The organism is Kribbella sp. NPDC050820, assembly GCF_040653975.1.
Taxonomy (GTDB): domain Bacteria; phylum Actinomycetota; class Actinomycetes; order Propionibacteriales; family Kribbellaceae; genus Kribbella.
On sequence record NZ_JBFAHB010000089.1, the window covers coordinates 1 to 25629 of the forward strand.

17 protein-coding genes are annotated in these 25629 nt (G+C 69.1%); 9 read left to right on the top strand and 8 right to left on the bottom strand.

Annotated features, from left to right (window positions below; translation table 11 throughout):
- Positions 1-12: 12 nt before the first annotated feature.
- From AB0H36_RS42070 to AB0H36_RS42085, 4 genes are all read right to left on the bottom strand, one after another.
- Positions 13-306, bottom strand: coding sequence for a transposase (locus tag AB0H36_RS42070; protein ID WP_360536656.1), 294 nt, complete (start codon positions 304-306; stop codon positions 13-15).
- A 159-nt stretch (positions 307-465) separates the two neighbouring features.
- The gene (locus tag AB0H36_RS42075) at positions 466-1782 is read right to left on the bottom strand and encodes a four-carbon acid sugar kinase family protein (RefSeq protein ID WP_360536658.1); all 1317 of its coding nucleotides are present in this window, start codon (positions 1780-1782) and stop codon (positions 466-468) included.
- Positions 1775-3067, bottom strand: a complete 1293-nt coding sequence (locus AB0H36_RS42080) for a RuBisCO large subunit C-terminal-like domain-containing protein (RefSeq protein ID WP_360536660.1) — start codon at positions 3065-3067, stop codon at positions 1775-1777. Before AB0H36_RS42080 ends, AB0H36_RS42075 begins: the two co-directional genes overlap by 8 nt.
- On the bottom strand, positions 3064-4089 hold the full coding sequence (locus tag AB0H36_RS42085; protein WP_360536662.1) for an alcohol dehydrogenase catalytic domain-containing protein: 1026 nt from the start codon (positions 4087-4089) through the stop codon (positions 3064-3066). The genes AB0H36_RS42080 and AB0H36_RS42085 overlap by 4 nt, the downstream gene beginning before the upstream one ends.
- A 123-nt stretch (positions 4090-4212) precedes the next feature.
- Between AB0H36_RS42085 and AB0H36_RS42090 the strand changes: the two genes are divergently transcribed.
- A complete protein-coding gene (locus AB0H36_RS42090) occupies positions 4213-5925 on the top strand; it encodes a hypothetical protein (RefSeq protein WP_360536664.1) in 1713 nt (570 codons plus the stop codon).
- Complete coding sequence (locus AB0H36_RS42095) at positions 5922-8645, top strand: glycoside hydrolase family 78 protein (protein WP_360536666.1); 2724 nt, start codon at positions 5922-5924, stop codon at positions 8643-8645. Before AB0H36_RS42090 ends, AB0H36_RS42095 begins: the two co-directional genes overlap by 4 nt.
- Here the strand turns inward: AB0H36_RS42095 and AB0H36_RS42100 are convergent.
- Positions 8626-9633, bottom strand: coding sequence for a LacI family DNA-binding transcriptional regulator (locus AB0H36_RS42100; RefSeq protein WP_360536668.1), 1008 nt, complete (start codon positions 9631-9633; stop codon positions 8626-8628). The two genes, AB0H36_RS42095 and AB0H36_RS42100, sit on opposite strands and share 20 nt — an antisense overlap.
- A 180-nt stretch (positions 9634-9813) precedes the next feature.
- On the opposite strand from AB0H36_RS42100, the gene AB0H36_RS42105 reads away from it, so the two are divergent.
- On the top strand, positions 9814-12246 hold the full coding sequence (locus tag AB0H36_RS42105; protein WP_360536670.1) for a pectinesterase family protein: 2433 nt from the start codon (positions 9814-9816) through the stop codon (positions 12244-12246).
- A gap of 7 nt (positions 12247-12253) precedes the next feature.
- Positions 12254-13471, top strand: coding sequence for a hypothetical protein (locus tag AB0H36_RS42110; RefSeq protein WP_360536672.1), 1218 nt, complete (start codon positions 12254-12256; stop codon positions 13469-13471).
- On the opposite strand, the gene AB0H36_RS42115 is transcribed toward AB0H36_RS42110, so the two are convergent.
- Positions 13472-14755, bottom strand: coding sequence for a glycoside hydrolase family 28 protein (locus AB0H36_RS42115; RefSeq protein WP_360536674.1), 1284 nt, complete (start codon positions 14753-14755; stop codon positions 13472-13474). It lies immediately after the preceding gene.
- Positions 14755-16176: a glycoside hydrolase family 28 protein gene (locus tag AB0H36_RS42120; protein WP_360536676.1), complete on the bottom strand. Its 1422-nt coding sequence runs from the start codon at positions 16174-16176 to the stop codon at positions 14755-14757. The genes AB0H36_RS42115 and AB0H36_RS42120 overlap by 1 nt, the downstream gene beginning before the upstream one ends.
- A 158-nt stretch (positions 16177-16334) precedes the next feature.
- On the opposite strand from AB0H36_RS42120, the gene AB0H36_RS42125 reads away from it, so the two are divergent.
- The 5 genes from AB0H36_RS42125 to AB0H36_RS42145 all read left to right on the top strand — a co-directional run bounded on the left by AB0H36_RS42125 (position 16335) and on the right by AB0H36_RS42145 (position 25178).
- Entirely contained in the window at positions 16335-17750 is a 1416-nt protein-coding gene (locus tag AB0H36_RS42125) for a glycoside hydrolase family 28 protein (protein ID WP_360536678.1), read from the top strand.
- A gap of 67 nt (positions 17751-17817) precedes the next feature.
- Positions 17818-18825 carry a LacI family DNA-binding transcriptional regulator gene (locus AB0H36_RS42130; protein WP_360536680.1) on the top strand — a complete coding sequence of 336 codons (1008 nt, stop codon included), beginning with the start codon at positions 17818-17820 and terminating at the stop codon, positions 18823-18825.
- 67 nt (positions 18826-18892) lie between these two features.
- Entirely contained in the window at positions 18893-20914 is a 2022-nt protein-coding gene (locus tag AB0H36_RS42135; RefSeq protein WP_360536682.1) for a beta-galactosidase, read from the top strand.
- Complete coding sequence (locus AB0H36_RS42140) at positions 20911-24030, top strand: glycoside hydrolase family 2 TIM barrel-domain containing protein (RefSeq protein ID WP_360536683.1); 3120 nt, start codon at positions 20911-20913, stop codon at positions 24028-24030. The genes AB0H36_RS42135 and AB0H36_RS42140 overlap by 4 nt, the downstream gene beginning before the upstream one ends.
- Positions 24031-24146: 116 nt before the next feature.
- Positions 24147-25178, top strand: coding sequence for a methyltransferase domain-containing protein (locus AB0H36_RS42145; RefSeq protein WP_360536685.1), 1032 nt, complete (start codon positions 24147-24149; stop codon positions 25176-25178).
- On the opposite strand, the gene AB0H36_RS42150 is transcribed toward AB0H36_RS42145, so the two are convergent.
- A complete protein-coding gene (locus AB0H36_RS42150) occupies positions 25171-25629 on the bottom strand; it encodes an HIT family protein (protein WP_360536687.1) in 459 nt (152 codons plus the stop codon). The genes AB0H36_RS42145 and AB0H36_RS42150 overlap by 8 nt on opposite strands.

Below are 25629 nucleotides of genomic sequence, written 5' to 3' on the forward strand. Positions count from 1 at the left end.
ACCCGACCACGGCTACCGGCCCATCGCATCCTTGACCCAGAGGGCCACCGAGCGCTTGAGCACATCGCGCTCCATCGCCAGCTCCGCGTTCTCCCGACGCAACCTGGCCAGCTCGGCCCGCTCGTCCTCACCCAACCGGCCCTCACCGTCACGAGCCCGCCGGTCCCTGGCCACCCAGTTCGCCAGCGTCCCCGGGTTGACGCCCAACTCCCGGGCCACCTGCGCGATCGGCTTACCGGTCTCCCGGACGATCCGCACCGCGCCCTGCCTGAACTCCTGATCGAACTTCCTTCGTGCCTCAGCCATCGCCCTCACCTCAAAGGGGATGTCTCCACGCTACGAGGGGAAACCCAGTGGGTGCGGGTTCGTGGGTCTGCAGAGGTGTGGACTGTGGCTGCGGTGTGGTGGGGGATGGGTGGTGCTAGGTGGTGCATCGACCCGCCGGGTTGGGGGGATGGGGTGGGGCTAGGTGGTGCGGAAGGTTTCTAGGAGGTTGGGTGGGCCTAGTTGGCCGGGTTTGAGGAGGATTGAGAGGGCGTGGGTGGTGGGGGTGGGGGCGATTGAGCGGCACTCCGCGACTCCGGTGCCGAAGGTGGGGGCGGTGGTGGTGAGCTCCAGGGCGGTGATGCCCAGGTTGCGGAGGACCCGGCTGGAGGTGTCGCCGCCGGCTACTACCAGGCGGCGTACGGCGGTTTGCCGGGTGACTGTGTGGATGATCTCGGCCAGGGCGGATGCTAGGTGGGGAAGGGATTCGGCGGCTGGGCGGGTGGCGTGGCCGGTGTGGACTACGACGCCGGGGGCGCCGGATTGAAGGCTTTGCACGGCTGCGGCGGCGGTGGGTTCCGTGTCGGTCAGGTGCAGGATGGTCCAGCCGGCGGCCGCGGCTTGTTTGATCTGGTCCGCGGTGCGAGGGGATTGGCTGCCTGAGACAGCTAGGACCTGCGGCTGGGAGTGATCGCGGTCCTCCGTGCGCGAGTGGAGTGGGCCATGTGGTGCCGCGGGTGTGGTCGTGGAGTCGTAGGGCTTCGGGTCGGTGGGGTGGGTTGGGGAGCTGGGGGTCAGGTTCAGCGCGAGGGCGCGGGAGAGGCCGCCGGAGCCGATGGTGAAGGTGGCGGAGTCGTTGCTGGATGCAACGAGGGTGCGGCCCAGGACGTGGAGGTCGGCGTCGGTCAGGGCGTCGAGGACTACAGCGTCGGCGGACTGGTCGGAGTAGGTGTCGGGGAGGTCGGCGTACGTGGTGAGGTGAACGGCGTCGATCCGCAGCGAGGTTTGGGCTGCTACGTGCCGGCGGAGGTCGGATTCGGGCATGGGCGTGGCGGGATGGGTGGACATGGTCGGTTGGCGGTCGAGGCGGTGAATGGTGCCGGATTCGGCGGCGAAGTGGTGGCTGAAGACGGTGTAGCGGCCGAGCTCGGGCTGAGCGGCGAGGATCGGTACGGGGGTGGAGCCGAAGATGGAGCGGCCTACCTCCAGGGCGCGGCCGATGCTGCCGAGGGTTGATGAGGAGTCGGCGGTCGAGCAGATCTTGTACTGGACGACGCGGGGGTCGAGGTCGCGGAGGGCGGTGAGGATCGGGCGGATCTCTGCCTCCTGCTCATCAGGTGGGAGCGATCGCGCGATGCCGGCGACTCCGATGACGTCGTAGCTTTCGGCCAACGTGCGGAGCTCGGCCATCGGCGGGAGGTCCACCAGCAGGATCGAGCGGAGGCCGCAGCGTGCGTACTGACGCAGGGCGTCGGTCGACCCGGTGAAGTCGTCCCCGTAGAAGGCGGCTTCAAGCATGGGGGAATCCGAAGGTTTCGAGGGCCTGGAGTAGGGCGGAGTTGGTGGCGGCTGTCGTGGTTATGTCTTCGCCGTTTACTGCGCAGTGCCAGGCGGCGCGCATGGCGGTGACGCCGGCGGCTGGCCCGGCCGGGTGGCCGTGGATGCCGCCGCCGGCGAGGACCAGGAGGTCGGTTGTGTTGGTACGGCGGTACGTCTCGGGGGCCAGGCCGGGGGTCTGGCCGGAGGAGAGGACCGGGAGAGTTTCGTAGGGACTGGACGGGAGTGAGGATGGGGCGACACTCTCGAAGAGAGGTTGCTGGACGGCGGTGATGGAGCGGAGGACCTCGTCGTCGGTCTCGTAGAACTTGTTGGACAGGCCGTTGGTGTGCAGGTGGTCGGCGCCGGCCAGGCGGGCCAGTTTGGACCAGGCGACGAAGTCGATGCCGAGGCCGGGGGCTCTGGTGAAGACGCCCGTCATCGCGCGGTGGCCGTGGATCGGCAGCTCGCAGCGTTGGCGGAGCCATGCGAGCCCGGCGAGGCCGACCAGGTTGACGCACACCATCACGCAGGTGCCGCCGGCATCGCGGACCAGATCGTGGTTGACCGCCATCCGGTCGAGGTCGTCAGTGATGTTGAACGCGTACATCGGCCGCCGCCCGGTGCGCGCCGCGACCTTGTCCAGCTCCTCGCTGACCACAGCCACCCGCTCGGCGAGCGGTGAGTGCGGCGGGTTGCCCATCAGCTCGTCGTCCTTGATGAAGTCGATGCCGGCCTCGGCGAGCTCGCGGACGACGATCCGCAGTTCCTCGACCGGCAACCCGATGCTCGGCTTCACGATCGTCCCGAGCAGTACGCCGTCCGGCCGCTTCAACAGCTCACGCGTCCCGCTCACGCCGTACTGCGGCCCTGGATAGCGCTCGGCGAAGGCCAACGGGAGGTCGAGGTCGAGCAGCCGGATCCCGGCCAGTTGGCGGAGCTCGAACAGGTTCCCGGCGACGGCAGCCAGCAGGTTGGGCAGCGAGGGACCGAAGTTGTCCAGGCCGAAGGAGATCCGAACCCGTCCACGGCGTCGGCGCGCGCCGGGAATCCGAACGGCACCAGGGAGGTCGTGGGTGAGATCTGCCGGTGGCAGCTCATCCACGGAGACCACCCGGGCCGCGAATCGGCGCCGCAGCTCCGCAGTCTCCCGGGCGACAGCCACGAACGTCCCCGTCGACTGCTCACCCGCGATCACCTCGGCCGCGTCCTCGAGCGGGAGGTAACTCTCCACCAGGTACGTCGCCACCACCTCGGGCGCGCTCATCGGGTCGGCTCGATCTGGATTTTGAGGTGGTCGATGCCGGCATCCATCGCGGTCAGCACCTCGGGCGTCTCGGCCAAGGGCACGCTGGACGTGATGTACGGCCGGACGTCCAGGACGCGGTCGTTGATCAACCGGGCCGCGTGCCGGAAGTCGGCCGGCGTGTAGATCGTCGACCCCTGAACGGTGACCTCCTTCAGGACCACCGGGTTCAGATCGACCGACAGCGGACCGGCGAACATCGGCAGCAGAACCACCCGGCCGCGAGGTCGACACAACGCGAATGCCTCGACCAGACAGCTCGGGTGACCGGAAGCGACCACCACGACGTCGAAGCCGTCGCCGGCCGGGTCGGCCCCGAGTGCCGCGGCAGAGAAGTTGCCACCGGTGAGGTCGACAGCCGATGGATCAACGACGTGGGGAACGCCCTGCTGCACCAGGAACTCACGGTTGTAGGCCTTGACGTCGGTCACCAGCACCGTCGACGCCCCACGGATCCGGCTGACCGCCGCGACCAGGCTGCCGATCGGACCACCACCCAGCACCGCCACCGACGACCCCGCCTCGACACCCCAGGTGCAGTGCCACGCGACGGCCAGCGGCTCGATCAACGCACCCTCGTCGTACCCAACCTCGTCGGCCAAGGGCACCAGCACCCGCCCGGGCGCGGCGAAGTACTCACTCAGCATCCCCGGCCAGCCGCCGCCAGGCACCCGTTTCCCGGCGCAGAGATGTGGATGCCCGGCCTCACACCGCGCACACTCCCAGCACGACATCGCGGGCAGCACGGCGACCCGATCGCCCACGCGGAAACCGGGATCGGACGAGGCAACCACCTCACCGGCACCCTCATGCCCCAGCACCACCGGCGGTTTCCGGAACGGGTGATGGCCGCGCCAGGTGTGCAGATCCGACCCACACAACCCGACCGCGTGCATCCGGAGCAGCACGCCGTCCGCCGGCGCCGGATCCGGTACGTCGGCCACGACAACCCGCCGCGGCTCCTCGAGCACTGCTGCTCTCATCGTCGTCCTCCTTGAGCGAAGTCCCGCAAGTCTCCGCCGTAGATCGTCAAGAAAACAAGGCCGATCCGCCAGCCTGTGGATAGAGCGTTGACATCGCCTCCTCCAAGGGTAAAGGTTTTCCTCATGGTGACGATCCCGGCGACCCTTTTGCTCGAAGAGCGGGCCGCGCTGGCGATGAACGCGGTGACCGGCCTGGCCGACGACGACCTGGACGGCATCCCGTTCTTCAGCGCGAACCTGCTGGCCCGCCCGGCCCGGCTCGACCACGGCGACTGGGACTACGGCTCCAGCCACGGCCGGCTGACCGACGCGTACCTGCTCGCGAAGCAGATGACCGGCGGCACGAACTGGGACCCGCAGTGGGAGAAGATCGCCGACCGCTACCGGCAGACCCTGTTCGACCTGCTGCACGAGGACGGCCTCACCTACCGCCGCGAGCACCCGCGCGGCCACTGGAAGGCGAACGCCAACCTGATCGACCAGCGCGCGACCATCCTCGCCCTGACCACGACCGTCGTCGCCACCGGCGACCCGGAAGCCAAGCGAGCAGCGGACAACCAGGTCGCTGCCCTGAAGCGCATCGCGATCAAGGAACGCGACGTCTGGTTCTACCCCGCCTCGGAGTACACCACTGCAGGCTGGCCGTCCTCCAACGCGATCGACCTGCACCTCGCACCGGACCCGGCATCGTTCTCCGGCCGCCTGATCATGCCGCTGCTGCGCTACCACCAGGCAACCGGCAACCAGGACGCGCTGGAGCTCTGCGAGTGGTTCGCCCGGCTCATCGTGGAGAAGAGTGGCGTCTACCTCGAGGACGGTAGCTTCAACTCTGCCCGTGCCTACCGCAGCGGTCACTTCCACACCCGGGTCGGCACGCTCGAAGGACTCGCCCGGTTGGCCAGGCACACCGGTGACCACGGCCTGACCGAGTTCACCCGCCGCAGCTACGACTGGGTGCTGACCCAGGCCACCAGGTTCGGCTGGACCCCGGGCGACTTGGCCGACCAGCGCTACGAGCACGAGACCTGCTCCCTGGTCGACCTCATCGGCCTCGGTACGACGCTCGCCGGCAGCGGACTCACGTCGTACTGGCCCGTGGTGGAGCGGTTCGTCCGCAACCACCTGGCCGCGTCGCAACTGCAGGATGTGAGCTGGGTGCAGACAGCCCCGGACCGGTCAGACGACATCCCCGGCTGGCGGACCTACGTGGACGTGGGGGAGCGCGTGCTGGGCGCCTTCTGCGGGTACGGCGCTCCCAACGACTACGTCTCCGACGTACCACTGGGCCGCGGACACACCAACGACGTACAGGCGTGCTGTGTCGGCTCCGGCGTCCGCGGACTGTTCTGGGCGTGGAACAGCATCGTCACGGGCGACAGCAACGTCACCAGAGTCAACCTGCTCCTCACCCGCGCACACCACACGGTCGATGTGGTCAGCCACCTACCGGTCGAAGGCAAGGTCGAGCTGAGCGTCAACGAGCCAGTGGACGAGCTGCGCGTCAGAGTCCCCGAGTGGGCAGGCTACGCACGCCTCAAGCTGCAGCGTGGCGATGAGGAGCGCAGCGGCGCGGAGCGCATCTGGGCGCCCGACGGCTACCTGTCCATCCCCAAGCCACACAGGGGCGAGCGCATCGTGGTGACGTTCCCGATGGTCGAGCAGACCACCACGGAGCTCGCGGCCGGCAACGAGTTCCGGACCACCTGGCGCGGTGACGACGTGATCGCGATCGACCCGCCCGGCCACGCCCGGCCCATGTACGGCGACCGCCCGGAGCACGCCGGCGGTCTGCGTGACTACGAGCTCCACCGACCCGAAACGGAGTGGTCCTGGTGACAAGCGAGGCAACCGGCTGGCTGCTGACCGATCCACCCAGCGTCCCGGCCCTGACGCCGTACGACCTGCGCTGTGAGCACCGGCTGGAGCCGCTCGGCATCGGCAACGACCGCCCGTGGTTCAGCTGGCGGCTGGCCTCGCCGGTGCGTGGGGACCGGCAGGACGCGTTCCGGATCCGCCTGGAGCGCGACGGCGTACAGGTGTGGGACAGCGGCTGGCTGACCGACGAGCAGACGTACGTCGACCACGGCGGCGCACCGCTGACGTCGCAAACCGACTACGTGTGGCGGCTGGAGGTGCGTGACGCAGCGGGGAAGGTCTGCGAGGCCTCAGCGACGTTCGCCACCGGCATCCTGCACCCGGAGGAGTGGCAGGCCCGCTGGGTCGAGCACGACTACGAGACCGACCCGTACTTCGAGCCGCCGGTCGACCGCGACGAGCCCCGCACGGTGCGCCAGGCCACCATCGCCGCACCGCGCTACTACCGCCGGTCCTTCGACCTGCCGAAGCCCATCAGCAGAGCACGCGTCTACGCGACCGCGCACGGCCTCTACCAGCTCCAAGCCAACGGCCAGCGAGTAGGCAATGACGAGCTGACCCCCGGCTGGACCGACTACCGCTACCGCCTCGCCTACCAGACGTACGACGTCACCGACCTGCTCCAAGAAGGCGAGAACGTCCTGGGCGCAGTGCTCGGCGAGGGCTGGTGGTCCGGGTACGTCGGCTGGGACACCCGCAGTCACGCACACCACTACGGCAAGAAGCCCCAACTGCTCGCCCAGCTCGTCGTCGACCACACCGACGGCTCGCAGACCGTCATCGCGACCGACAGCCGCTGGGTCGAACGCACCGGCCCACTGCGCTTCGCCGACCTCCTGATGGGCGAGTCGTACGACGCCCGCCTCGAGCTGGGCGACTGGTCGAGCCCCGGGTACGACGCCACCGACTGGGCACCGGCCGGTGACGTCGGAGCGGACATATCGACATTGGTTGCCGCCAGCACCGAACCGGTCCGGGTCACCGAGGACCTGCCGGCCGTCGAGGTGACCCGCCACGGCGACCGCTACATCGTCGACCTCGGGCAGAACATCGCAGGACGAGTCCGTCTGCGCGTGCGCGGCGCCGCCGAGGGCGATCGGATCCGGCTGCGGCACGGCGAGATGCTCGAGTCCGACGGCGGTATCTACACAGCCAACCTCCGGACCGCCGACGCGACGGACTACTACGTCAGCGCGGGCGGCGCGGAGGAGTTCTTCGAGCCGGTGTTCACCGTCCACGGCTTCCGGTACGTCGAAGTCGACGGCTACCCCGGCGAGCTCACGGCGGCTGACGTCACCGGCCGGGCGCTGCACTCGGACACCCCGGTCGCCGGCCGCTTCGAGTGCTCCGACTCCGGCGTCAACCAGCTGCTCAGCAACATCCGCTGGGGCCAGCGCGGCAACTTCGTCAGCGTGCCGACCGACTGCCCGCAGCGCGACGAACGCCTCGGCTGGACCGCGGACGCCCAGATCTTCCTGCCGACCGCGGCGTACCAGGCCGACGTCCTGACCTTCTTCGAGAACTGGATGGGCGATCTCGCCGTCGCCCAGACCGACGAGGGCGCGATCCCGGACGTCATCCCACACGTGATCACCGGCCGCCACGGTACGCCCGCCTGGGCGGACGCCGCGACCATCGTCCCGTGGACGCTCTACCGGATGTACGGCGACGAACGCGTGCTGAAGCAGGCCTGGCCGACGATGCGACGCTGGGTCGACTACGTGCACCAGGCGAACCCGGACCTGATCTGGCGCAACCGGACCAGCGGCCACTACGGCGACTGGCTGCAAGTCGACGTACGGACGGATCGCGACGTGCTCGCGACGGCATACTTCGCGCGCAGTGCCGAGTTCACCGCTGCAGCGGCTCGAGTGCTCGGCCTACACGACGAGGAACAACGGTACGGCGAGCTACGCGAGCGGATCGCGGCCGCGTTCGTCCGCGAGTTTGTGGATGCCGAGGGCAAGGTCCGGGGCGACACGCAGACCGGCTACTTGCTGCCACTGGCGTTCGGTCTGCTGCCGGAGGAGCACGAGCAGGCGGCGGTGAAGCACCTGGTCGCCGATCTGGAACAGCGCGGCCGGTCGTTGACGACTGGGTTCGCGGGCGTGGCGTTGCTGTGCCCGATCCTGGCGAAGTACGGGCATGTCGAGCTCGCGTACGACCTGCTGCACGACGACCGCTACCCGTCGTGGGGCTACTCGATCCGGCACGGCGCGACCACGATCTGGGAGCGCTGGGACGGCTGGACGGAGGAGAACGGGTTCGGGCCGGTGGCGATGAACTCGTTCAACCACTACTCACTCGGGTCGGTCGGCGAGTGGCTGTACGGCGGGGTCGCCGGCATCGACCAGGCCACGGACTCGATCGCCTTCCGTGAGCTGGTGATCCGGCCGCGGCCGGGTGGCCGGCTGACGTGGGCCGAGGGCGCCTACGACACGCCCAGCGGTCGGGTGTCCACCCGGTGGGAGGTGAACGACGGCACGTTCGCCCTGCAGGTCGTGATCCCGCCGGGCGCGACGGCGACGGTTCACGTGCCGACCAGCAATCCCGAGTCCGTCCGGGAGTCGAAGCAGCCGGTAGCCGAGCAGGACGGGATCGAGGTGCTGGAGTCAGCCGATCGGACCCTGGTGTGCCGGGTCCCGTCGGGGAGCTACAGCTTCACCGCCGACGGCGTGTAGCGCGGCCCGTCGAGGCCCGCACCACCAGCTCGCCTGCGAGGTGGGTGGTGATGGCTGGCGCCGTCGGGCTGAAGTGCTGCCAGGCCAGACGGCCCAGCTCGACGGTGGAGACGGCGTACGTCGTGAGGCCGGGGTCGGTGTGGGCGCTCATCGGCGCGTCGTCGACCCCGGCCACGGACACGTCGTCCGGGACACTCACACCCAGCTCACGCAACCGGCTGAGCACTCCGACGGCCACGTGGTCGTTGAAGGCGATCAGCGCGGTCGGCCGGTGCGTGAGCGCCTCGTCGACCGCGTCGTACCCGTCCCGAAGCGCTGAGCCGCAAGGCACCCGGACGATCGTCTGACCGGCTGCCTCGGCGGCCCGGAAACCGCGCTGTCGTTGCTGGTCCGACCAGGCCTTCGGCGGACCCTCCAAGTAGACGATGTGCTTGTGGCCGAGCGTTCCGAGGTGCTCGCACAGCAGCCGGACGCCGTGGTGGTAGTCGACGACCACGGCTCCGACCGACGGATGACGCAGTACGCGATTGATCAGCACCAGCTTGCGGCTGGCGGCTGCGACCTCCTTCAGCCGAGGTCCGCTCATCCGCGGCGCGCACAGCAGCAGGCCGTCGACCCAGCGGGCCAGCTCGAGCGCCGCGCGGTACTCCCGGTCCGGGTCCTCGTCGGTGCCGGCGACCAGTGTGTGGTTCCCCTCGGCGGCGGCCTCGGCCGAGATGCCCTTGAGGATCTCCGCGAAGTACGGGTTGCCGAGATCGGGCGCGACCACGCCGATCGTCTGGCTGCTGCCGCGCAGCAGCGTCTGGGCCGCCGGGTTCGGCCGGTAGCCGACCTCGGCGGCCGCGGCGCGGACCCGGTCGGCGACCTGGTCCGAGACCGGCTTGCCGCCGCTGAGCACCCGGGACACGGTCGCGGTGGAGACCTCCGCGAGCCGGGCCACGTCGTGGATCGTCACCCGGCCGGGGCGATCTCTGGTCGACTTTCTCACCGGCTCATTGGACCACGTCCACGGACGATTCGCTGCCAGCGCAGGCGTGTAAACCTTTTCCTGCCGAATCGTGTCGAGGCCTTGACGCCGGGCCCGAGCGCTGCGACGGTAGCCGAGGAAAAGGATTACCCGCCCACCGCCCCGGGCTTTCCGAACGGCGGTCCGCGCGAGGAGACCACCGTGAGAAGACCCGTGATCAGCCTGTGCCTCGTCATCGCGGCCGGGATCGGTTTGCTGACCGTTCCGGTCGGTACGGCGACGTCCGCCGCCAACCCGGCCACCTTCGGCCCGTTCGACCCGCGGATCGAGCGCGACGGGCACTGGGGCCGCGACGACGACGTCGCGATCACGGTGAACTCCGGCTCGTCGCTGCGGTTCCGCTTCACCGGCGACCGGCTCGGCGCCTGGTTCGACACCGAGTCGATCACCAACCCCGCACAGCTGTGGGTCTCGGTCGACCGTGGTGAGCCCGTCCTGGTCACGGTCGACGAGGACCACGAGGTGTTCGTCGAGGGACTCGACCCGGCCGTCGCGCACACCGCCGAGATCCTGGTCAAGGACGTCGATGAGTACGCGAACCGCTGGACGGTGCCGCTGCAGTCCGGCGTCGTCCTCGAGAAGATCGAGCTCGCCCCGCTGGCCACGCTGATCCCGCTGCCGACCACCGCCGAGCACCGGATCGAGTTCTACGGCGACTCGATCACCCAGGGCGTGATGGCGCTCTGCCCGGAGCTCGGCCCGGACTGCGCAGACGGCACCAAGGCCTACCCGCACCTGGTCGGCAAGGCGTTCGGCGCCGACACGAACCAGGTCGGCTTCGGCAAGCAGGGCATCATTCAGCCCGGCCACGGCAACGTCGGTACGGCGTCGGAGTCGTTCGGCTGGAACCTGGCCGGTTTCCCGGCGACGCCCTTCGACCCCGGGGCGATCGTGGTCAACTTCGGCACCAACGACGCGCCGTACCCGAGTAGCGAGTTCACCCCCAAGTACGGCGCCTACCTCGAGCAGATCCGGGCCGCGAACCCACACAGCCTGATCCTCGCCCTGCGTCCGTTCGACGCCACCCACGCCGCAGACATCGCGCAGGCCGTCGCCGCGACGAACGACCGAAGGATCGTGTACGTCGACACCACCGGCTGGCTCGGCTCGGACGACTACAACGGCAGCACCCACCCCAACATCAAGGGTCACCAGTCCGCGGCGGCCAAGCTGACCAAGGTCCTCCAGCGACTGACCGGCTGGCGGACCGAGAGCACGAGCACGCCCGTCCTGTCACCGCAAGGCACGGCGGACGCGACCTGCTCCGACACCGCCCTCCGCATGACCTTCCAGGGACCGGTGCGACTCGGTGTCCAAGGAAAGCTTCGGATCCACCGAGCCGGCGGCGAAGTCGTCGACACGATCGATCTCGCCGACCTCACGTCGTACCAGCGCTTCGTCGGCGGTGCCCGTTCGGACTACGGCCAACTGCATACGTGGATGTACGAGGCGGTCACGGTCGACGGCCGGACGGTCTCGATCCATCCCCATCAGCGGCTGGAGCCCGGACAGGTGTACTACGTCACCGTCGATCCCGGGTTCGTCGCCGGCCACCCCGGAATCGACAAATGGATGTTCCGGACCCAGCACGACCCGGCGTCGGACAGCAGGCTCCAGGTCGGTCCGAAGGGTGACTTCTGCACGGTACAGGCCGCGATCGACTTCGTCGCGGACGGCAACAAGTCCCGGATCGACGTCGCGCCGGGGCTGTACCGCGAGCTGATCTACGTCGCGCAGACCAAGCCCGGCATCACGATCGTCGGGTCCGGCGCCGGCCGCACGGTCATCGGCTACCCGAACAACAACCTGCTGAACGGCGACTACGCGATGGCGAACGTCCCGATCGAGCAGGCGTACTGCCCGCGCCGGGTGCTCGCCCAGCCGGACCGGTTCAACTGCTGGCGGGCCGCGTTCGGCGTGGACGCCGACGACTTCAGCCTGGCCGACGCGACCGTGCAGAACCTGACGCCGTACCGCGGCTCCCAGGCCGAGGCGTTCCGGGGGAACGGCGAGCGGATCGTGCTCGCCCGGGTCCGGATCCTCGGGTTCCAGGACAGCCTGCGGCTGCAGGGCAAGGGTTTCGTGACCGACAGCTACGTCGAAGGTGACGTCGACTTCGTCTGGGGGACCGGCGGTGTCTTCGTCCGGGACTCCGAGCTGAAGGCGCTGCACGAGGGCTACTACAACCAGGTCCGCAACAGCGACAACGGCCCGGGCAACATCTTCGTGAACGTGCGGCTGACCCGCGGCCCGGACGCGCCCGACGACAGCGTGTTCCTCGGCCGGGTGGAGCTGAACCGGTTCCCGACCAGCCAGGTCGTGTTCATCGACTCCGCGATGGACGCCCATGTGAAGAAGCAGGGCTTCCAGATCACCAACCCCAACGACTGCGCGGCTGCCGGCCAGGTCCGGTTCTGGGAGTACCGCAGCACCGACCTGTCCGGCCGGCCCCTCGACACCAGTGCGCGACTTGCGTGCTCCAGGCAACTCAGTGCCGACGAGGCGGCCTGGCTGCGCGACCCGTCGAACGTGTTCGGCGGCTGGCAGCCGGTCGTCCCCCGCCCCGAAAGGTGAACCCCTCATGATCAATCGCAGGACCGTCCTCGGCGGCGCGCTGGCCGCGACCGCCGCGACCGGCTGGCCCGCCCAGGCATCAGCGGAGCCGACTCCGACCGGCGAACGCCCGCATCCGGCGTCACGGCCCGTCGCTCCGGTGAACGCCGCGATCGCCGCCGAGCACAGCGCGGCGTACAAGACGCTGCCCCAGGTGGTCGTCGGCGTCGACGTCGAGGACCTGATGAAGATCCACACGGCCGCCGACGCGGACGCCCTGCGTCCACAGCTGGTTGCACAGGTGTGGAAGGACACGGGCACCCTGCCGACCGGCCTTCCGACGGTACGGCGTGACGTCGAGACGCCGGCCGAGTTGCCGGCGTTCACCGGCGTACGGCGTTACGACCGGCTCGAGATCGCCATGCCCTTCGGCTACGTCGCGACCGCCTTCGTGGTGGAGCCAGTACACCGTACTCACCGCCGGGTTGCGTTCTACCACAACGGCCACGGTGAGCCGCTCGACACCTTGCAGCGGGTCACGCAGGGACTGCTGGACCACGGGTACGTCGTACTGCTGTTCGCGATGCCGTTCTACCACTGGAACCCGAAGACCCTGCAGGACCCGGTCGACCCGAACGTCCAGCAGCAGCCGTCGCACAACGACCTCAACCTGTGGGAGTCCGCGTCGTACTCACCGCTGGCGCTGTTCCTGGAGCCGCTCGCGGTGGCGATGAACCACGTGCAGGAGAAGTACCGGCCGTCGTCGGTGCAGATGATCGGCCTGTCCGGCGGTGGCTGGGCGACCACGATCTACCCGGCGCTGGATCCGCGGATCACCCGGTCCTACCCGACGGCCGGCTCGCTGCCGTTCTTCGTCCGGCCGGGGTCGCCGAAGCCGAGCCCGACCCGCGGCGACTGGGAGCAGCGGGCGGACAAGCAGCCTGGGTTCTACGGGCTCGTCGACTTCCCGGACATCTACGCGCTGGGCTCGGTCGGGCCGCACCGCCGGCAGCTGCAGATCCTCAACCGGTTCGACGACTGCTGCTTCAACGGGGTCGGCCACCGGTCGTACGAGGCCGCTGTACGGCACCGGATCACCCTGATCGGGACCGATGCCGTCAGCAACGAAACCAACGGGCACTGGGAGATCCTCGAGGACGCCACCCACGGGGACCACACAATCAGCCCCTACGCGCTGTCGGTCATCCTCTGGGACCTGGACGTGAACTGCGCCCACCTGCCCTGATCAGCGCAGTTGGTGGACGTCCGTGATCGGGTGGGTGTTCACGGTGACGTTGTCGAAGGTGAGGGCGGCGTGCTGCACGGTGCTCGGGGCGTCGACGGTGAAGTCGCAGTCGACCAGCCGGAAGTCCTGGATGGGGGAGCGCCGGTAGCCGCGCAGCATCAACGCGTTGCGGGCGTGCTGGACGGTGATGTCGCGGAGCTCGACGTTGCGCACCGTCGGCGTCAGCGGCCCGGTGTCGCCCTCACCGCGGAGGAAGTTGCACTGGACGACTTCCTTCAGCAGGTTCGAGATGGCGATGTCGCGCAGGTAGATGTTCTCGGCGAAACCGCCGCGGATCGAGTTGGTCTTGATGTACAGCCCGAAGTACAGCGCCGGCCCGCCGATCGTGCAGTTGCGGGCGAACACGTTGCGGACGCCGCCGGTCATGTCCGAGCCGAGCGTGATCGCGCCGTACTTCACCCGCATCACGCAGTCCTCGATCAGAATGTCCTCGGACGGCACGTTCACCATCAGGCCGTCCGCCTCGCGGCCGGACTTGATCGCGATGCAGTCGTCGCCGGCGTCGAACGTGCAGCCGCGGATCACCACCGACCGGCAGGACTCCACGTCGACCCCGTCGTTGTTCGGGCCCTGGGTGTCGACGACGACGTTCTGCACGGTCACGTTCCGGCAGAGCACCGGATGGACCTCCCAGAACGGCGACCGGACGATCGTCACGCCCTCGATCAGCACGTTCGTGCACTCGTACGGCTGGATGAAGCTCGACCGCAGGTGGTACCCAGGCCCGTAGACCCGCTCCCGCAGCGGTACGCCGAACGCGCTCTGCGCCCGCAAGTTCGCGAAGTCCTCGTCGCACTCGTGGAACCAGCCCCACCAGTTGTCCCAGTCCGCCTGCCCGTCGAGCGTGCCGGAGCCGGTGATCGCGATGTCGGTGCACCCGTGCGCGTAGATGAACGGCGAGTAGTTGAGCACCTCCAGACCCTCGTAGCGGGTCTTCACGATCGGCAGGTAGTCGGCGGGATCGGTGCTGAACAGCAGCGTCCCGGCGACGTGCAGGTTGACGTGGGACTTGAGGTGGACGGCGCCAGTGACGAACGTGCCCTCCGGGACCACCACGCGGCCGCCGCCGGCTGCGTGGCACGCCTCGATCGCGGCCCGGATCGCCTTCGTCGCGTCGGCCCGGCCGTCGGCGACCGCGCCGTACGCCGTGATCGGGAAGTCGACGTCCGGGAAGGACGGGGGCCGGACGTCGGCGAGGATCTGGTCGGCGTACTCCCAGCCCATCAGTTGTCGACCCGGACGCCGTTGATCCAGACCTGGTCGAGCTGGAGGTTCTCGACGTACTGGATCGAGTTCTCCTCCTCCATCTGGTCGAACCGGCAGGCGTGCAGCCGGATGTCGCGGAGCGGGTCGTCGACCAGGCCGAGCAGGTTCAGCGCCCGCGGCGCGGCGACCGCGGTCAGCTGGCTGATGGTGATGCCGTGCACGTCCGGCGGGTAGGCGCCGGTGATCACGTTCGCGTAGTTGAGGACGATCTCGATCACCGCGTCCGCGGCCTGCCCGACGGTCACCCGCCGTACATCGATGTTCGCGATGGTGCCGCCGCGCTGCGGGTTGCTCTTGATCCGGATCGCGCGCTCCAGCCGCGGGCTGCTCATCTTGCAGTCCCGGACGTAGATGTCCATGACCCCGCCGGTCGTCTCGCTGCCGGCCGTCACACCGCCGTTTCCGTCCGCCATCTCGCAGTCGCGGACAACGGCGTACCGGGTCGGGACGTTCACCCGACGGCCGTCGGCGTCCTTGCCTGCCTTGAACGCGATGCAGTCGTCACCGGTGGAGATCGTGCACCGCTCGATCAGGACGTCGGTGCAGGACTCTGGGTCGATGCCGTCGTTGTTCGGGCCGTGCGGGCTGTCCACGGTCACGTCCCGGATGGTGACGTTGCGGCACAGCACCGGGTGGATGTTCCACATCGGCGAGTCCTTGACCGTGATGCCGTCGAGCAGGATGTTCTGGCAGCGGTTGAACTGCAGCAGGTTGGGGCGCAGGTAGTGGCCGTCGCCGAACACGCGCTGCTCGACCGGGACACCGTCCGCGGCCATCGTCAGCAGCAGGGTCTTGTCCGGACCCTCGTTCGGCGGCGGCCCGCCGGTCCAGTCCCACCAGTGCGTCGCGTCCGCCCGGCCGTCGAGTACGCCGGAACCCGTGACCGCAATGTTGCGCTGCTGGTAGGCGTAGACGAAGGGGGAGTAGTTGTAGCATTCGGTGCCTTCGTACCGCGTCGGCACCACCGGCAGGTACGCCGCCGGGTCCTGGCTGAACGCGAGCCTCGACCCTTCCTGCAGATGCAGGTCGACGTTGCTCAGCAGATGGACGGCGCCGGTCCGGAAATCACCCGCCGGTACGACGACGTGGCCGCCGCCGGACCGGTGACACGCCTCGATCGCGGCCCGGATCGCCGCCGTACAGTCCGTCGCGTCGTCGCCGACCGCGCCGAACGTGGTGATGTCGAACCAGCGGTCCGGGAAGCTTGGCGGGAGGATCCGGCACAGGATGCGCTGGATCTGCGCGTCCGCGGCGGCCTCGTCCAGACCTGCGGGACCGGTCGAGGCGGCGGCCGGGGCGGTGCCGCCGCCTGTGAACGCGGCGGTCGCGAGCGCTCCTCCAGTCAGCAACAGGGTGCGTCGACGGAGCTGTTCGGACATGGGCGACCTCCTGCGGGTGCAAACGATTGCAACCGATCGTGCCCGGGTCCGCCCGAGGTGTCAACGGCTCGGCGCGACGAAGTCTTGACCGGGCCGCAATCTCTTGGATACTTGCGTGCAAAGGTTTACCCGTGCAGTCGACCGGAAGGTGCCCGCCCATGCATCACAGCCGTCGTCGCATCCTCGGACTCGGTGTACAGCTCGGTCTCGGTGGGGTCGTTGCCGCAGGCATGAGTTCCCAGCTGCCCGCCGCGGCGACCAGCGACCGCGAGTGGTCGGTGCGGTCCAGGATCCGGCCGCCGCGCTTCCGGGACGCCTGGTTCCCGATCACCGCGTACGGCGCCACGCCGGAGAACGCGACCGCCGGCATCGCCCGGGCGATCCGTGCCTGCCACGACTCCGGCGGCGGCCATGTCGTCGTACCGCCCGGCGTCTGGAACACCGGTGCGATCCAGCTGCTCAGCAAGGTCGACCTGCATCTGGAGGAAGGCGCGACGCTCCGGTTCAGCACCGACCCAGCCGACTACCTGCCGGTGGTTCGTACTCGCTGGCAGGCTGTGGAGGTCTACAACTACTCGTCCCTGATCCGCGCCGAGGGTCAGACCGACATCGCGATCACCGGCCGCGGGACGCTGGACGGAGCCGGCGACAACGAGCACTGGTGGTACTGGATCGGCAGTGGTCAGTACGGGTGGCGCCCAGGCCTACCCAACCAGCGGGCCGACTGGGGTGAACTCGAGCGGATGAACAACGAGCAGGTCCCGGTTGACCAGCGGGTCTTCGGCGCCGGTCACTACCTGCGGCCGAGCTTCGTCCAGCCCTTCCGCTGCACGAACGTCCTGATCGAAGGCGTGACCCTGCGGAACTCGCCGATGTGGACGATCCACCCCCTCGAGTGCAGCAACGTGACCGTCCAGGGCGTCACCGTCGACAACCTCGGCCCGAACGGCGACGGCTGCAACCCGGAGTCCTGCACCGACGTGCTGATCCGCGACTGCACCTTCAAGACGCACGACGACTGCATCGCGATCAAGTCCGGGCGGGACGCCGACGGCCGCCGGCTCGGCCTGCCGTCGCGCGGGATCATCGTCGAGGACTGCACCTTCGTCAGCGGTGGCGCTGCGGTCGCGGTCGGCAGCGAGATGAGCGGGGGCGTCGAGGACGTCTGGGTGCGCCGGCTGCACATGCCGCCGGACCCGGCCGCGGACGAGGCCTGGATGCAGTGGGTCCTGTGCGTGAAGTCGACCTCGACCCGGGGCGGGTACGTGCGCAACATCAACGTCCACGACGTCGACTCGCAGGCGTGGATGTATCGTCCACTCGAGATCACCTTCAGCTACATGGGAGGTGGCAACCAGTCGCTGTTCCCCGACGTGCGCGACATCCGGTTCGACCGGGTCCGGGTGGCGCGGGCCGAACGGGCATATCGCATGCTGGGAGCAGAGACCCGGCGGATTCGTTCCGTCGCGGTCACCAACAGCCGGTTCGACGTGGTCGCGGCGGAAGCTGTCGTACAGTACGCCGACGACGTGACGATCCGGAACGTGTGGGTCGGAGGAACGCAGGTGGGGTGACGGCGCCCCGCCTGACCAGCGGCTCGGTCGAGCAGCGGCTCGGTCGAGCAGGAGGCGAGAGGCGAGCGTGGCGGAGCGGGTTCGGCTGATCGACGTGGCGCGCGAGGCGGGCACGTCGGTGTCGACGGTGTCCCGGGCGCTGAACGGCTCCGACCTGATCTCACCCGAGGTGGTCGCGCACGTGCGCGCGGTGGCCGGCGAGCTCGGTTACCGCGCCGACAAGCGGGCCCAGGAGTTCAAGCTGGGGCGGCCGCTGACGGTCGGGGTGACCGTGCCGGACCTGGCGAACCCGTTCTTCTCCGAGGTGCTGAAGGGTTTGGCGGCCGCCGCCCGGGCCGGGGGTTACCGGCTGCTGATCGGGGAGAGCAGCGAGGATCCGGCCGAGGAGTTGCGACTCGTCGAGGAGCTCGTGGACCACTCCGGCGCGCTGGTGCTGTGCAGTTCGCGGCTCACGCGGGCCGGTCTGGAGCAGGCGCTCGGGCTGCCGGTGCCGGTCGTGTGCATCAACCGGACGGTCAAGAACGCCGGTGTGGTCGCGATCGACTACCGCGCCGCGAGTCGCCTGCTGCTCGAGCACCTCACCGGTCTAGGCCACCGCCGGGTCTTGTACGTCGGCGGTCCGGCGACGTCCTGGTCGGACGGTGAGCGCCGGCGGACGTTGCGCCGTACGGCGAGATCCCTCGACGTCACGCTGGACGAGATCGAGGGTGGCTGGGCCGGACACCACGGCTACGACGCCGGCCCAACCGTGCTGCGGAGCCGCGCGACCGCCGTGATCACGTTCAACGACCTCGTCGGCGTCGGCCTGCTCAGCTGGCTGCACGACAACGACGTGGAAGTCCCCACCGAGCTCTCGGTCGCCTCCTACGACGACATCCCGATCGCCGCCTACGCCCGCCCGCCCCTCACCTCGCTTCGCAACGACCGCGCCCGGCTGGGCGAGCTCGCGTGGCAGCAACTCTCCGCTCGCCTGTCCGGTGACGACTGGCCGCAACCCGATCTCTTGACGCCCGAGCTGGTGCTCCGCGCAAGCACCGGCCCAGCCCGTCGCCGTGTCCGCATCCGCCCCACCTGAGCCGTGCGCTGAAAACCACGTGTGCAAACGATTGCACTGGCATGCAGACCTGGGTTAGCTTCTGTGCATGCTGCCGCCACGGGTTGTGTTGGGGACGGCCTACTATCCGGAGTACCTGCCGCGCGAACTGGGCGATCGGGTCGAGGTCGACCTCGATCTGATGGTCGCCGCCGGGATCACCGCGATCCGGGTTGGGGAGTCGGTGTGGTCGACCTGGGAACCGCGGGACGGGGTGTTCGACCTCGAGTGGGTCCGCCCGGTGCTGGATGGGGCGGCGGCCCGGGGGATCGGGGTCGTGCTCGGGACGCCGACGTACGCCGTGCCGCCCTGGTTGCAGCGGGCGCATCCGGAGATCGCCGCTGAGCGTCGTACCGGCGAGCCGGTGCCGTGGGGCGTGCGGCAGGAGGTGGACTACCACCAGCCGGCGTTTCTGTTCCACGCGGAGCGGGTGATCCGGCGGATCGTCGAGCACCACCGCGACCATCCGGCGATCATCGGCTACCAGGTCGACAACGAACCGGGTCTGCTGCTTCCGCACAACGAGAGCACGTTCCAGGCCTTCGTCGCCCATCTGCAGGAGACGTACGGCGACGTCGGCACCCTCAACGAGGCCTGGGGGCTGACGTACTGGTCGCATCGCCTCAGCGACTGGTCCGAGCTGTGGCGGCCGGACGGCAACAGCACCCCGTCGTACGACCTGGCCTGGCGCCGCTTCCAGGCTGCGCGGACGACTGACTTCATCGGCTGGCAGGCCGACCTCGTCCGCGAGCTTCGCCGCGGCGACCAGTTCGTGACGACGTGCCTGGCCTACGACCGCGCCGCCGTTGCCGACGTGGAGTTGAGCTCCCGGCTGGATGTTGCGGCAGGCAACCTTTACGTGCATGTCAAGGACGGGCTGGAGCGGCCGGCCCGGCCGCCGCGGTTCGAGGTCGGCTGGATCGGGCGCAGCGTCGGCGAGCTCTACCTCGCGGCGGACCGCGTCTACGGCTCCCGCGGCGAGCCGTTCCTGATCACCGAGACCAACGCGACCTCGATCGGCGGCTCCCAGCTGAACCATCCGCCGTACGACGGCCAGCTCCGGCAACTCGCCTGGGCGATGGTGTCCCGCGGCGCCCGGATGGTGCAGTACTGGCACTGGCACTCGATCCACCACGGCGCGGAGACCTTCTGGGGCGGCATCCTCGGCCACAGCCTGCAGCCGGGACGCGTGTACGACGAGATCGCGGCGATCGGAGCCGAGTTGGCCGACGCCGGCTCGTCGGTGGTCGACCTGCGACCGGATGTCGACGTGGCGATCGTGTGGTCGACGGAAAGCGACTGGGCGTTGCAGTGCCAGCCGCCGCTGGCGCATCCGGGTGGGGTGCCGGACAAGTCGTCGTACCGGACGATCGTGACGGCCTTCTACACCGGCGTACTCGATGCTGGGCTGCGGCCGAGCGTGCTGCCCGTGGAGCGTCTTGGGGACGACCCGGTTGAGCTGGCGTCTCGGGTGCCGGTGTTGGTTGTTGCTGCTCTGTACATCGCGTCCGATGCTCAGCTGGACTTCCTGGTTGCGTATGCGCGGGCCGGCGGTCATCTGGTCGTGGGCCCGCGGACTGGGTATGCCGATCTGGAGGCGCGAGCGCGGGCGGAGGTGGCGCCGGGACGACTGCGTAAGGCGGCTGGGGTGCATTACCTCGAGTACGAGAACCTGCTCGACGACCTGGCTGTGACCGGGCTTGACGGGCACGCGACTCGGTGGGCCGAGCGGTTGATTGTGGACGACGCTGAAGTGCTGGCGTCGTTCGAGCATCCCGGCGGCGGGCAGCGGCCGGTGGTGACCAGCTGGTCGTTCGGGGACGGGCGGGTGACTGTGGTCGGCACAGTTCCTGATCCTGGGTTGGCTCGTGCAGTGTTCAAGCGGGTGGCCGAGCCGGTGTGGCCGGGGCTGCCGGAGTCGGTGACTGCCTTGTCGGCGGTGAATCCGGCGGGCGAGCGGCTGTGGTTCGTGCACAACTGGTCCGGCTCAGCTGTGTGCGTTGAGGTGGCCGGGGATCGGTTCGAGTTGGCGGCGCGTGGTGTGCGCGTGGTGCGGGAGGAGCTGGCATGACGGCGTACTGGTCGGATTTGCGGCCGGGGACCGGGATGCGTGCGCCGCGGGCGTGGTTGCGGTCGTCCCGTCCACGGCTGAGTCTCAACGGTCGGTGGCAGTTCAGGTTCTCGACGGATCCGGCCGCGGACTTCGTGGACGACGGTTGGGACGAGGTGGAGGTGCCGGGGCACTGGGTGCTGCAGGGGTACGACCGGCCGCGGTACACGAACACCGCGTTCCCGTTCCCGATCGACCCGCCGCGGACGCCGGACGCCAATCCGACTGGCGACTACCGCCGTACCTTCGAGCTGCCGGAGGGGTGGCCTGGCGGCGTCCTGCGGTTCGAGGGTGTGGACTCGTGCTTCAAGGTGTGGGTGAACGGCGTCGAGGTCGGTACGGCGAAGGGGAGCCGGCTGCCGAGTGAGTTCGACGTCGGCGCCGTACTGCGGCCGGGCCGGAACGAGCTGTCGGTGCGGGTGCATCAGTGGTCGTCGGGGAGTTACCTCGAGGACCAGGACATGTGGTGGTTGCCGGGCATCTTCCGGGACGTGACGTTGCTGGCCGAGCCGGTGGTCGAGGACGTGTTCGTGCATGCGGACTACGACCATGTCGCCGGTGCGGGGACGTTGCGGGTCGACGTCGATCCGCCGACTGCGCGGGTCCTCGTGCCTGAGCTCGGGCTGGACTTGGCGTCGGGCGAGACGGTGCGTGTCCCGGGCGTGGAGCCGTGGTCGGCCGAGGTGCCGCGGTTGTACGACGCTCAGGTCGTGGCCGGCGGGGAGGTGGTCGACGTACGGATCGGGTTCCGGACGGTCGCTCTCGTCGACGGGCTGCTGACCGTGAACGGGCGGCCGCTGTTCTTCCGCGGTGTGAACCGGCACGAGCACGACCCGCGCCGGGGCCGGGCCGTCAGCTTGGAGACGATGCGGCAGGACCTGGTGCTGATGAAGCAGCACAACATCAACGCGGTCCGTACGGCGCACTACCCGCCGCACCCGGCGTTCCTCGACCTGTGTGACGAGCTCGGGCTGTGGGTCATCGACGAGTGCGACATCGAGACGCACGGGTTCATCTACACCGACTGGCGCGGGAACCCGGCCGACGACCCGGACTGGGCGCCGATGATGCTGGACCGGATGCGCCGGATGGTCGAGCGGGACAAGAACCATCCGAGCGTCGTCATCTGGTCGCTCGCCAACGAGAGCCACCGCGGGCGCAACTTCGGCGCACTGGCGGAGTGGACCCGGGAGCGTGATCCGAGTCGGGCGCTGTTCTACGAGCGGGACCGCAGCTACGAGTTCTCCGACTTCTACAGCTTGATGTACACGTCGCTGGACGAGCTGGAGCGGATCGGGACCCGGACCGAGGATGTGGTGGTTGACGAGCCTGCGTTGGAGGAGCGGCGGCGGGGGTTGCCGTTCATCCTCGCCGAGTACGCACACGCGATGGGCAACGGGCCCGGCGGGCTGGCGGACTACCAACGGATGCTGGAACGGTACCCGCGGTTGCAGGGCGGCTTCGTCTGGGAGTGGATCGACCACGGCCTGCTGTTGCCAGGCGCAACGGACTACGTGTACGGCGGTGACTTCGGCGAACGCGTCCACGGCTCGAACTTCTGCATCGACGGACTCCTCTTCCCCGACCGGACGCCGTCGCCGGGGTTGCTCGAGTACAAGAAGACGATCGAGCCGGTCAACATCACTCTTGCCGACAACTTGATTGTCAACAATCGCCAGACCTTCGGGACGCTGGACCACCTGGAGTTCCTGTGGACGGAGGAGGTCGACGGGATCGAGGTGCGCTCCGGTCGCCTGCAGGTGCCGACCGTCGCGGCAGGAGCCACGGTGGAGGTGTCGTCACCAGTGGGCGGGGTCGCCCCTCCGGTCGGCGGGCTCACGCCGGTGGGGGCCAGGGCTGCGGCGGGGGAGGTGTCGCCGGTGGCGGCTGGGGGTGCGGTGGTTGCGGGGGATCGGCTTGAGCTCATCTCAGCTGACGGTGAGCGGTGGTTGACGGTTCGGGCGGTGCTTGCGAAGGACGAGCCGTGGGCTGCTGCCGGTCACGAGGTTGCGTGGGCGCAGTTCCGGTTGCCGTGTGCAGCGGGGCAGTCGGTGGCTGACGTGCAGTCAGGTGTGCCGGTCGGGGATCCGGCGGCCGAACTCCAGCCGGGTGAGCCGGTCAAGGACCGAGCGGCGGCTGAGGTGCAGTCGGGGGTGTCGGTTGGGGATCTGCCGGCGGAACAGGTGCCGGTTGGGCGGGTGGGGGAGCGGGTTGTGGTTGGGGGTGGGGAGTTTGATCGGCGGTCCGGGCGGCTGGTGCGGTTGTTCGGGGTGCCGGTTGAGGGGCCGCGCCTCGACTTGTGGCGGGCGCCGACGGATAACGACAGCGGGCAGGGTGGGAACAACGCTGTGGTGACCGAGTGGCGGGCGGCCGGGTTGGATCGGCTGGAGCATCGGGTGGATCAGGTCGAGGTGGGGGAGCGGGAACTCGTCGTGCACACGAGGGTTGCGCCTGACGGGCTTGGGCTTGGGGTGCGGGCGACGTACCGGTGGACGGCTACAACCGACGGGCTGCAGTTGAGGGTGGACGTGAAGCCTGAGGGCGAGTGGGAGGGTACGGCGATCACGCCGCGGTGTGGGAGTTGGCCGCGGGTCGGTGTGCGGATGACGATGCCGGGGAGCATCGGGAACGTGAGGTGGTTCGGCGGCGGGCCGGGTGAGGCGTACGCCGACAGTCGTACGGCGGCCCGGGTCGGGCGGTACGAGTGCACGGTCGACGAGTTCCAGACGCCGTACGTCGTACCGCAGGAGAACGGGTCGCGGACCGACGTCCGCTGGGCGGAGCTGACCGATGCCGAGGGCAACGGGTTGCGCGTCGAAGGCGCGCCGCACTTCCAGCTGACGGCTCGCCGGTGGACGACCGAGGACCTGGAACGCGCCCGGCATCGCGCCGACCTCGTCCCGCGCGACCGCGTGTACCTCAACCTGGACCTGGCCCAGAACGGGCTCGGCAGCGCGTCCTGCGGTCCGCCCGCGACACCTCAGCACACGCTGGAGGTTGCCGAGTACAGCTTCACGCTGACCTTCCGGGAATTCGGTGGGCAGGGCGGGACGGCTGTGCCATCATCGGCGCCATGAGCATGTTCTACCTCGTGGGCTAGCCTCCCGCTGGCCCTTGCGCGGCTCTGCCCGAGGCCGGCGATGCGGGAGCAGCTCAGCCGAGCGCTCCCGACCGCTGACCGGGAGACCCCACCATGTGCTCTGCGCGCCTCGGCGCGGCAGAGTCGATCACCCGAGCCCTCAGCCTCGGCAACCAACCGCTGGTGCTGGTGCGCACTGTCACCGGCTTGGAACGCCTGGCCGCCGCCGAGCTGACCGAGGCCCGGCACCGCGTGATCGACCTGTCCAAACGACAACTCATCGTCGAACCCACCGCCGCAACCATCGTCACCACCCCGCCCCGCCTGGCCGACGACCTCTTTCTGATCCAGGCCGCCGTACCTGACCCAGGGCGGGTCAGGCCGGCCCTCACCGCCGCCATGCGCGGTGTCCGTCTACAACCTTGCTCCGGCGACTTTGCGGTAAGCGCGTCCTTTGCCGGCCAACGCAACTTCACCAGGTACGACGTCGAAGACCTCGTCGGCGACTTGCTACACGAGCTGTCCGGCGGCACGTATCACTCCCGCCGCACCGGCATTCCGCCCGCCGACCGCACCGACTGGCGAGTGGTCCTCGACGGTACGACGATGTGGGTCGGCGTCCGACCGTTCGACGTACCTCTGCATCGGCGTGCCTGGCGCCGGCAGACGGTGACCGGCAGCCTGCACCCACCGGTCGCCGCCGCGATGGCGAGGCTCGCTCGGATCGGACCTGGTCATCGGGTGCTGGATCCATTCTGCGGCGCGGGCACTCTGCTCCTCGAGGCGCACGCGATCATGCCGGAAGCGACGTACCTGGGCTCTGATCGCAAGCCGGCTGCGATCGCGGCTGCCCGGCAGAATAGCCAAGGCTCGATCCAGTTGCGGACCGCCGACGCAGGAGACCTCCGTCAGACCGTCGACCGGATCATCACCAACCCGCCCTGGGACGTCCGCGTTGCCATCGGCAACCTCACGCCGTACCTGCGCCAATGGCGCCGGACCCACGCCGCCCGCGTCGTCACGATCCTCAACCCCGACCAGTCCACAAAGCTGATCGGGGATGCCGCCTGGCGAGTCCTCGACGTGTACGACGTCGCAATCGCCGGGCAGCACCCCCGAATCCTCGTAGCCGAACCCACTACCTGAAGAACTCCCTCAACCGCCGCACATACGGAGCCCGCTCCGCAGCCGTAGCGGGCTCCGCCAGGTGCCGTGTGCCGTACAACTCATCCCCGACATACCGCGGAAATACATGCACGTGATAGTGCCAAGCATCCTGATACCCAGCCGGCTCGTTGTGCTGCCGAGTGGAGACACCTGCACAGTCGTACGTGTGCCGGATAGCAACCGCCACCTCCCGCACAAGGTCATGCACAGCATGCCCGTACTCCGCCGGAAGGTCATACAGGTTCTCGTGATGCCCAGTCGGCACCACCAGCACATGCCCGCGGTTGTTCGGCCACCACCGGGATGCGACGAATGCGAGCGCCCGGTCGGTGCGCAGTACGACGTCGTGCTGCTTGGTCAGATCGTCTTCGCCGCCCGCCGCCAGCAGGCAGAACGGGCAGTTGTAGTTGTCGGGTTCGTGGTTGAACAT